Origin of the sequence: Flavobacterium tructae (genome assembly GCF_002217475.1) — a bacterium.
GTDB classification, from domain to species: domain Bacteria; phylum Bacteroidota; class Bacteroidia; order Flavobacteriales; family Flavobacteriaceae; genus Flavobacterium; species Flavobacterium tructae.
The window spans coordinates 52,652-63,601 of the sequence record NZ_MUHH01000019.1; the positions used below are offsets into that span (position 1 = coordinate 52,652).

Below are 10,950 nucleotides of genomic sequence, written 5' to 3' on the forward strand. Positions count from 1 at the left end.
GGCCAAGCAATTATGGATAAAAAGTAACTGATAATGTTATGGAACTACTATAAAAAGAATATTCATGAAACTGACATTGCCCCAACAAGATATTTACTTCGAACAATTATTATTTCCTAATGAGCCTGTTTACAATATTGGGGCTAAAATCGAAATTAAAGGTCAAGTAAACATAGAAATATTCAAAAGAGCCTATGTTGCCTTGATTGATCAGCACGATGCTTATAGAAGTATAATTGTAAAAAAGGAAGAAAATGTTGGTATTCAAATAGTAGCAGACCATCAATCGGAGCTGGGATTTATTGATTTTTCAGACTTTGAAAATCCAACTGAGGAAGCAAATCTCTATATGCAAAAGGAATTTATGAAACCTTTTGATTTATTAAAAGGAAGCCTTTTGCATATTTTCACTTTAGTAAAAGTTCAGGACGATTTTTACTATTTATTCTCGGTGTATCATCATATCATAACCGATGGCTGGGGAACTTCATTAATGTTTCAAAGATTGGTTCAGAACTACAATGAGATTTCTGAATCTGGCGCAATTATTTCCGATTATCCATTTAGTTACAAGGACTTTGAACAAGATGATTTCGAATATCAAAATTCAGAATCATTAAAGCAAGATTTAGAATACTGGTCTCAAAAATTCAAACCATTACCGGAGAATTTATTCGATAAGTTAGATGACCGTGTACAAATAAACAAAAGCAGCCGTAAAGAACTGGTTATTAGAAGAGCGGTTTACAACCAATTAAATGAACTAGCCACAAGCTATAAATGTTCCACTTTTGCTCTAATTTTAGGAATTCTGTACACTTATTTTGGCAGAAAACACGAAAACAACGATTTTGCTATCGGCTTACCCGTTTTAAACAGAAGTAAGTCTGCTTATAAAAAAACGGTGGGGCTTTTTATGGGAATTTCTCCTTTGAGAATGTCATTGGATTTTGAAGCGACTTTTAAGGATTTAATAATTGATATAAAAAATCAGTTAAAACAAGATTATCGCCACCAGCGGCTGTCCTTAGGAAAGTTAATTCAGGAATTGCAGTTGTACAGCCAAAAAGAGCGATTGTTTAATATCACACTTTCTTACGAAAAACAAGATTACTCCGCTCATTTTAAAAACACACAAACCAAAGTAATTCCATTAAGTCATCAATCAGAAAGAGTAGCTCTGGCTTTGTACATAAGAGAATTTGACGAATCAGAAGAGGTGAAAATTGATTTTGACTATAATTTGAATTATTTTGATGAGGTTAGTATTACACAAGTGGTCAATCATTTTGAAAAGTTGGTTCATGCTGTTTTAAATAATTCAGATAAAAAGCTAAAAGAGTTAACCTATTTAACCACAGAAGAAAAGCAACAAGTAGTATTTGATTTTAATCGTACAAAAGTTGAGTATCCAAAAGATAAAACGGTACTAGATTTATTTCAAGAACAAGTTAAAAGAGTACCTGAAAAAATTGCGGTAAAAGAGGAGACAAAATCATATTCTTACAGTGAACTGGATAAGTTATCCAACCAGATAGCAGCGTACATTATTTCAAAATTTGGTCCGGAAGATAAAGCACCAATTGCTGTTTTGTTAGGTCGTTCCGCTAATATGATCGCTGTTTTGTTAGGTATTTTAAAAACGGGCAGATCTTATATTCCGTTAGATCCTGCTTTTCCAAAAGACCGTTTAAGCTATATTGTGGCCCATAGTCAAACCGGCATCATTATTAACGAAAATAATAATGAAACTGAGGCGATCAAACAGGTAAAGACCATAGCATTAGAACATATTCTTGCTGAAATTGAGGATCTACAAACAACAGCCTTTCAAATCGTATCCCCACTAGATACGGCCTATATTATATACACATCAGGATCAACAGGGAATCCAAAAGGAGTTGAAATTGGACATCAGTCATTGCTTAATTTCTTAACCAGTATGCAGCAGCTACCCGGAATAAATGCAAATGACATTTTATTTTCGGTAACAACTTATTCTTTTGATATTTCTATATTAGAATTTTTTGCACCCTTAATTTCAGGAGCAACCTTATATATTGCTAACCAGAATTTGTTATCCGATCCTAATTTAATCATTAGAAAATTAGAAGAACTCAAACCCACAATCCTTCAGGCCACACCAAGCTTTTATCAAATGTTATTCAATGCCAACTGGCAGGGTGATAAACAATTAAAAGTATTATGTGGCGGCGATTTGTTAAGCGAATCATTAGCCCAAAAACTAATCAGCCATAGCTCAGCATTATGGAATATGTACGGACCAACTGAAACGACTATTTGGTCTAGTGTAAAAAAAATAGAGCACCCCTCGCAAGCCTTCAATATTGGTAAACCCATCAACAATACACAATTCTATATTTTAGATGCGTTTTTAGATCCAAAACCGATTGGAATTCCGGGAGCCATTTATATTGCTGGCGATGGATTGGCACTGGGATATTATAAAAACAAAGAATTAACCAAAGAAAAATTCATCCAAAACCCTTTTGATACGAATAGTTTGTGCTACGAAACAGGTGATGTTGGAAAATGGAATCACAATGGAGAAATAGAATTTTTAGGGCGAAATGACAATCAGGTAAAAATTAGAGGTTATAGAATAGAACTGGGCGATATCGAGTCGCAATTCAATCAAATAGCCACAATTAAAGATACTGTTGTCATTGCTAAAAAAGGAGCGCAACAAGAAGCTTTTTTAATAGCTTATGTTTTAAAAAATCAAGAGTTCGTCGATACAATTGAAATTACGAATCAATTGAAAAAGACACTTCCGTACTATATGATTCCGAATGCAATTATTCCATTGGAAGAATTTCCGCTTACGCCCAATCAAAAAGTAGATAGAAAATCGTTGTCACAAAGAGAGATTCAGTATAATACAAACGAAGAGCATTTTAAAGAACCTGTTTCCGATTTGGAAATAAAACTATCACAGTATTGGGCAACAGTATTAAATACAGAAGAGGCCATAAGTATAACGGATAATTTTTTTGCACTTGGTGGTCATTCTTTGAATGCGGTAAAATTGATTGGATTAATTTCCCGAAACCTTTATGTAGAGATTACTTTAAAAACGATTTTTGATTTTCCTACTATAAAAGCACTGGCTGTTTATTTACAAGAGTTAAAGCCAACCCAATCGAATGCCCTACCTTTAGCTGAAATCAAAGATTTATATCATTTGACTCCTGCTCAATATACCATTTGGCTGGCTTCTCAGCAAACAAAGAGTTTGATTGCTTATAATATGTCTGCCGGCTATACTATTGAAGGAATTATAGATACAGCTAAAGTGAACCGGTCCATAAATCAAATCATTGAAAAGTATGAAATCCTAAGAACCAATTTTATTGAAATTGATGGAATTCCGTATCAAAAAATCAATGCTCCGGAAAAAAACAGATTTGAAATTGTTGTACATCAATTAAAAAATGATTCTATAGAAGAAGCGATCGATCGATTATGTAATACCGAATTTGATTTAGAAAAAGATATGTTGATAAGAGCTCAATTGCTACCCTTAGAAACGAATCAACATCTACTCCTTTTTTCGACACATCACATTATGATGGATGGCTTGTCACTGGAAATTTTCATCAAAGAATTTATCCAAAACTATAATCAAAGCACTCAAAATCGAACACAAGAGAACAGCCTAAAACTTCAGTTTAAAGATTATTCAGAGTGGTTGACTAAAACAGTAAAAGAAGATCAATCTAAAAATGAGTTGTTTTGGAAAAATTATCTTCAAAACTATACACCTAAAAATTCATTTGACAGGGATTTTAGTATTCAAAATAATAAACAAAATGGAAGTAAATTATCATTTGAACTCACAGAGGAAGTTACGCTCCTTTTAAAACATATGGCTGCCGAAAACCAAATGACTTTCTACACCTTTTTAGTGGCTTCAGTCAATGTTTTAATTTATAAACTATCCAACCATTCTGATATATGCATTGGGACAGTAAATTCAGGAAGAAATAGCTATGATTTAAACAATCAAATAGGAATGTTCGTGAAAACTCTGGTGCTGAGAACTCAAATACAGTCAGAACAAACTTTTGCAGATGTATGGCAGAATGTTAATCATAACCTATTGGAAATAAACAATTATCAAGATCTGCCATTTGACAAAATAGCGTCGGATATTTTTGATCTGATGCTAGTGTATCAAAACCCCGAATTTAATTTTGAAAATAGCATTGAACTAGATGAATTAAAATTAACATCTTATCCAATCGAAAGCAAATTCAGTAGAATGCCTATCGTGTTTAACTTGTTTGAAAGTGAACATCAGTTAAAAGGAACTATCGATTACAATTCTGATTTGTTTGAGGAAGATACTATACAAATGATTGTATCAGAATTTGGTAAAATGCTAAATGAAATTGTCGTTAATCCTTTAAGGAAGATTGGAGAAATAGACGACAAATTAGAGCAGGAAATCAATACGACATTAGATTTTGATTTTAATTTTTAAAGGATTGAATCACCAAAGCTGCGCAAATGTCTCTGACTTTGCGCTTTTTTTTGCACTTGTGAATCATTACAGTTTATAAAAGTCTCCTGACTTTTTACCGCTATTTCTTATATTGTTTTAAATCTTTTCTTTTCTGGTAATTACATCTAAGAAATTTAGTTTTAAAGTCTGAGACTTTATGACTTATATGTTTTAAATTAGATAGTGCAACTTGGCGCAAAGTCAGAGACATTTGCGTAGCGCTTGTGAGATATGCTTCGTAGAGTAGGGGGATATTCACTTCAAATTTAAAACAGCCACAAAAACTGTAGTACTGTTTTAAATTTTGAGCAGAAGCTTAAAAGGGAAAATGATTTCTTATGTAAAGAAAGGGGGACTTAGCAAGTCCCCCTTTCTTTTTTACGTTTTAGTGTTTGCCATGTCCATGCCCTTTTCCATGTCCATTGCCATTTCCGTGCCCATTATCTTTATATTCTTTATATTCTTTGTTGTTCCCTTTCCCCGGTTTTTGACCAATTGTTTTTTGTGGTTTTCCCTTGTAGCCTTTACCATATTTTACTTTGTGAGTTTTATAATTGTCATAGGGAGAATTGCCTCTGTAATCGGTTAGTACCACTTTATATTCGTTATAAAGGTCATAGTTTCTGTAACTTCTCGGCAAATTTCTTGCTCTGATCCATTTTCCGTTACTTATGTAAATGTAATTGGATGCATTGATGTCGTAGTACATCTCGAGATCCGGTAAATAATAGTAACGGACATCTGTATAACCCACAGGACCCCATGCTGGCGGTGTTCCAATATTTACATTAACCGATACCTGTGCCTGTAAAGAGCTTACGGCAATGAATGTCATTGCAATAAAGAAGTATTTTAGTGATTTCATGATTTCAAATGGTATTAAATTATTAATAATCTAAAGTAAAACAAAAATCGAACCTAAAATTAATTGATTGGTACTTTTTTATTATAAAGCCGTAATAATAAATTCACTACGTCTGTTCATTTGGTGTTCTTCTTCGGTACAAGGCACTCCATCTGAACATTTGTTTACCAGTTCAGTTTCTCCGTATCCTTTACCTGTTAATCGCTGTGGTGCGATACCATTTTTGATCAGCCATTGTATGGTAGATTTGGCTCTTCTGTCGGATAGGGCTTCATTGTATTTAAATGTTGCCCGACTATCGGTATGAGAACGAATGTCTAATTTCATATTCGGATACTGGTTTAGTACATCAAGTATTTTTTCTAAATCTAAAGCTGCCTCTGTGCGAATGTTTGATTTATCCAGATCAAAATAGATCATTTTAATGCCAAAACATTTACCCAGATCATCACCTATGGTTACCAGGCAATCCGATTTTTCTAATGCTATTGATAAATTTGTTCTTCCATTTTTATTTGAGATTGTTATACTTTCTTCTTTGGTATAATATTTCTCTTTTTCAGCTCTCAGGAAGTAGGTTGCCCCACATTCTACAGGAAAAGTGTAGTTTCCGTTTGAATCAGAGTTGGTTGTTGCGATGACTTTATTGCTGTCGGAATATAAACTTAGTTTGGTTTGTGGTAAGACCTCTCCCGTAGCCAGATCAGTTATAGTTCCGTATAATTCCTGAACACAGGTTAGTGGTATTCTTTCCAAAAATTGATAAATATCATCAGAGCCTTTTCCGCCATCTTTATTGGAACTAAAAAAACCTTTTTTCGATTTGGTATCGATTATGTAAGCAAAATCATCTTTAGGAGAATTGATATCGGCTCCAAGATTTTGAACATTACTTACGCCGGTATTGCTTAATTTTCCAACAAAAACGTCCAAACCTCCCAGTCCCGGATGTCCGTCTGACGCAAAGTAAATTTCATTTTGATCGTTTATATAGGGAAAGCTTTCTTTTCCTTCGGTGTTAACACCTGGGCCCAAATTCTCAGGAATGCCAAATTCTCCATTACTGTTAATACTTACTTTGTAGAGATCAGATTGTCCTATTGATCCTGGCATATCCGATGCAAAATAAAGTGTTTTTTCGTCGGGACTTAAAGCAGGATGTGCCGTGCTGTAGTTATTACTGTCAAAAGGAAGCTCTGTTATATTGGTCCATTCACCGTTTTCAAATGTAGCTTTGTATATTTTTACTAAAGTAATTTTACTTTCATTTTTCCCTTTTTTCCCATTTATATAATTGTTTCTCGTAAAATAAACAGTTTTTCCATCTTTTGTAAAAACAGGAGTCGACTCATGGAATTTGGTGTTTATTTTAGATTTGAATTTTTTGGGAGCATTAGGATTAAAATTCTCATCGATATCAGATTGATATAAATTGGTAAAATGCTCACCAGTCCATTTGTGAATTCTTTGACTGAAATTACCGGTATCTCTGGCTGAGGCAAATATAATTTTGTGTTGATAGAAAGCTGTTCCATAATCGGAGTATTTACTGTTTATTCCTGCATTTTCGATAGTGTAGCGCCCCGAATTGGCTTTTATTTTATCCAGATAATTTTTATCTGTTTCATATAGTTTGGCTCTGCTGTCGTTTTTTGATTTTTGTCGGAATAAATCCATCATTTGATTGGCTTTGGCTGTATCTCCGGTTGATTTTAATGATTGTGCATATCGATAGTAATATTCAGGTTCAACTTCAGTATTCTGAGCAAATAATTCGCCATACCATTTTGCTGCTTTTTCGAATTCGGAATTGAAGTAAAAGGAATTTCCTAACTTCTTAAAGAGATCTTCTGATTTGTAACCTTTTTCGGCTACTCTCTGATACGTTTTAATTGCATCGATATAGGCATAGTTATCGTATTTTTTGTCTCCGGAAACAATTTTACCCTGTTGCGCAAAACTGTTAGATAAAAAAACACTTACTACGGTGGTGCAAAGGAGTATATATTTTTTCATGATAAAAAATTTTAGAAGAAACGAGGAGTTGTCATTTTACTGTTTTTTCTGAAGAATTCATAGCGCAGGAAGATTTCATGCGAACCAGAATTGTAATTGTTTAATTTAGTGGTTTCACGGTCGTAACCATATCCTATGTACAGACCATCACTAATCTGAAACCCGGCCATAGCACTAAGCGAGGCACTCCATCTGTAGGCAACACCTAACACAAGTTTATCCATAAACATAAAGTTGGCAGAAACGTCTACCTGAAGCGGAGCTCCCTGAACCATTTTTGTGAGTAAAGCGGGTTTGAATTTGATGTATTGAAGTCTGTCAAGATCAAAAACATACCCGGCAATTAAATAATAATTGATTCTGTCTTTGTAAATGGCATAATCATTATCATCGTACCGATTGGTTTCGATAAAATTAGGTACTGATAAACCGATGTAGGCTTTATCGGAATGCCAATAGACTCCGGCTCCTACATTGGGAGAGAATTTATTGTTCAGGTCCTGAAACTGTGGATCACCCTGGCTTTCCGGATTTAATTTAGTAACATCGAGATTAAAAAAATTGGCTGAGCCTTTAATCCCGAATGAAAGTTTAAAATCTGCTGAGGTTTGTATGGTATAAGAAAGATCTGCAGAAAAAGTATTTTCATTTGTAGGCCCAATCTTGTCATTGACCAGCGAAACTCCAACTCCCAAATTACTATTGTTTATTGGAGTATTTACAGAAAAGGTACTGGTTTCCGGTGCTCCGTCAAGTCCAACCCATTGCGTACGATATAATCCGAAAATGCTCAATGCTCCTCGTGAGCCCGCATATGCCGGATTGATATTTATGGTATTGTACATATATTGTGTAAACTGCGCATCTTGCTGTGCATAACTTACTATAGCAGTAAATACCATGACGAAAGAAAGTAATTTTGTTTTCATAGTAGGTAAATTATTTTAATATTGTTATTGCCTTTTGAATCTTAAAAAAATAAGCTGAATGAACTCAGAAATCTATTACATGAGTTTTTCAATTGAAAACCATCCTGATCACTGATGAATTACGCAATCAGGATGGCATCTGCTTATCTGGAAAGATATAAGTATCCGTCTTTTTTGTTCATTTGTATTGCACCATTTCCATCTACGGAGGTGTAATTAAGAATGTAAAAGTAAGTTCCTGTTGGAAGACCATCTGATTGACTTACTGTTGTTCTTCCTCTTGAAATGCCATCAAAAGCATTGGTGGTATTGTTGTAATTTTTAGTATCGAATACTAATACCCCCCAACGGTTGTATATTTCGACACTATTGTCAGGATAACAAGCTGTGTCTTCAATATGGTCGATAACAAATCGGTCGTTTATACCGTCGTTATTAGGAGAGAATGCATTATGAACCAGTATCGTTCCGCAGGCCAAAACTTTGCAATCATCATTGATCGAAAGGTTTACCACTAAACTTCTTGGACAGGCTTCATCTTTTATTTGATATTCAAATGAATAGTTACCAATCGGAAGGCCAAAAGTAGTTACAACACTGCCATTTAGCGCACCGGTATTATTGGTATCAATCCAAGTACCGGTTGTAGAAGTATTTCTAGGCAACGGACCTAATAGATCAACCGTTGAAGTATCGGCATTACAGGCTTCAATTGCAAAAGGAGCTGTCGCAACAATTTCATGCAAAACGGTTATGGTTTGTACGAGTATTGTTTTATTGCCGGCACAATCGGATAAAGTGTATGTTCTTGTTAAGATATAAGGGCTGCTTCCACAACCAGTGCCTCCATTATTAGAATCACTTACGGTTGCCGTTACAGTTTGGCTGCAATTATCGGCAGTATTGGTTACGGCTCCCGTATTGGCAACAGGAATATCTGCTATGTTTTGTAAAGTAACATTTGCCGGAATTGTTCCTGTTGGCGGAGTAGTATCTCTAACGGTGATTAGCTGTGTGTAGGAAGTTGTATTACCACTACAATCGCTGCTGGTCCACGTACGGGTCAGTGTATAATTTGTGCTGCATTCATTTTCAATACTGTTTTTTGTTTCAGTATAAACTACCGGCACATTAGCATTACAATTGTCTGATGCTGTTATATTAGCCGGTGGAGGAACTTTATCACATGATACTGTAATATTCGCAGGAAGGACTCCATTAAAGACTGGTTTGCTGGTATCTTCGATCGTAATCACCTGAGTGAAAGTATCTGTAATATTGTTGCAATTGTCTTTTGCTACCCAACTGTTTGTATAGGTTCCGGCATTTGCGCAAGTAGCAGAGGGTACAAACTGTCCTGTAGTTTTCTCGATCGTGACATCGCTATCACAATTATCGGTTGCTACAGGCGCACTGGCTTGTGCAGTTGTCAGCCCTTCGGTATCACTACATTGAATGGTTTTATTCAAACTTCCGGCCAGAGTAGTCCAGGTTGGTTTGGTGGTATCTTCAATAGTGATTACTTGTGTAAAAGTATCGGAAGTATTACCACAATTATCCTTAACGGTCCAGGTATTGGTGTAGGTTCCGGAGTTTCCGCATGATGTAGAAGCTACAAACTGACCACTAGTTTTAACGATATTGGTCACATCGCTATCACAATTATCAGTAGCTACTGGTGCATTGGCTTGAGCAGCAATTAAACCTGCCGCATCACTACACTGGATCGTAATATCTAAACTTCCCGCTAGAGTAGTCCAGGTTGGTTTGGTGGTATCTTCGATAGTGATTACTTGTGTAAAAGTATCGGAAGTATTACCACAATTATCCTTAACGGTCCAGGTATTGGTGTAGGTTCCGGAGTTTCCGCATGATGTAGAAGCTACAAACTGACCACTGGTTTTAACGATATTGGTCACATCACTATCACAATTATCGGTAGCTACTGGTGCATTGGCTTGAGCAGCAATTAAACCTGCCGCATCACTACATTGGATCGTAATATCTAAACTTCCGGCCTGAGTAGTCCAGGTTGGTTTAGTGGTATCTTCGATAGTGATCACCTGTGTAAAAGTATCGGAAGTATTACCACAATTGTCCTTAACGGTCCAGGTATTGGTGTAGGTTCCGGAATTTCCACAAGACTGAGAAGCTACAAACTGACCACTAGTTTTAACGATATTGGTCACATCGCTATCACAATTATCGGTTGCTACTGGTGCATTGGCTTGAGCAGCAATTAAACCTGCCGCATCACTACATTGGATCGTAATATCTAAACTTCCCGCTAGAGTAGTCCAGATTGGTTTAGTGGTATCTTCGATAGTGATTACTTGTGTAAAAGTATCGGAAGTATTACCACAATTGTCCTTAACTGTCCAGGTATTGGTGTAGGTTCCGGAATTTCCACAAGACTGAGAAGCTACAAATTGACCACTGGTTTTAACGATATTGGTCACATCGTTATCACAATTATCGATTGCTACAGGTGCACTGGCTTGCGCAGCGATTAAACCTGCCGCATCACTACATTGGATCGTAATATCTAAACTTCCCGTTAGAGTAGTCCAGGTTGGTTTGGTGGTATCTTCAATAGTGATTACTTGTGTAAA

General features: G+C 35.6%; 5 protein-coding genes. 1 reads left to right on the forward strand and 4 read right to left on the reverse strand.

The features are described from left to right. The first annotated feature begins 64 nt into the window (after positions 1-64). Positions 65-4,507: a non-ribosomal peptide synthetase gene (locus B0A80_RS08815; RefSeq protein WP_089077053.1), complete on the forward strand. Its 4,443-nt coding sequence runs from the start codon at positions 65-67 to the stop codon at positions 4,505-4,507. A gap of 406 nt (positions 4,508-4,913) precedes the next feature. Here the strand turns inward: B0A80_RS08815 and B0A80_RS08820 are convergent, their stop codons facing one another. From B0A80_RS08820 to B0A80_RS08835, 4 genes are all read right to left on the reverse strand, one after another. Then, positions 4,914-5,393, reverse strand: a complete 480-nt coding sequence (locus tag B0A80_RS08820) for a hypothetical protein (protein WP_089077054.1) — start codon at positions 5,391-5,393, stop codon at positions 4,914-4,916. 81 nt (positions 5,394-5,474) lie between these two features. Continuing rightward, positions 5,475-7,409: an OmpA family protein gene (locus B0A80_RS08825; protein ID WP_089077055.1), complete on the reverse strand. Its 1,935-nt coding sequence runs from the start codon at positions 7,407-7,409 to the stop codon at positions 5,475-5,477. 11 nt (positions 7,410-7,420) lie between these two features. After that, entirely contained in the window at positions 7,421-8,338 is a 918-nt protein-coding gene (locus B0A80_RS08830; protein WP_089077056.1) for a PorP/SprF family type IX secretion system membrane protein, read from the reverse strand. Positions 8,339-8,481: 143 nt separating this feature from the next. Further along, a partial coding sequence (locus B0A80_RS08835; protein WP_133063719.1) for a gliding motility-associated C-terminal domain-containing protein occupies positions 8,482-10,950 on the reverse strand: 2,469 nt, incomplete at its 5' end.

What these genes read in the sequence shown, in the direction of transcription:
- B0A80_RS08815 (WP_089077053.1), top strand. Translation starts at nt 65, where the DNA reads ATGAAACTGACATTGCCCCAACAAGATATTTACTTCGAACAATTATTA.
- B0A80_RS08820 (WP_089077054.1), bottom strand. Translation starts at nt 5,393, where the DNA reads ATGAAATCACTAAAATACTTCTTTATTGCAATGACATTCATTGCCGTA.
- B0A80_RS08825 (WP_089077055.1), bottom strand. Translation starts at nt 7,409, where the DNA reads ATGAAAAAATATATACTCCTTTGCACCACCGTAGTAAGTGTTTTTTTA.
- B0A80_RS08830 (WP_089077056.1), bottom strand. Translation starts at nt 8,338, where the DNA reads ATGAAAACAAAATTACTTTCTTTCGTCATGGTATTTACTGCTATAGTA.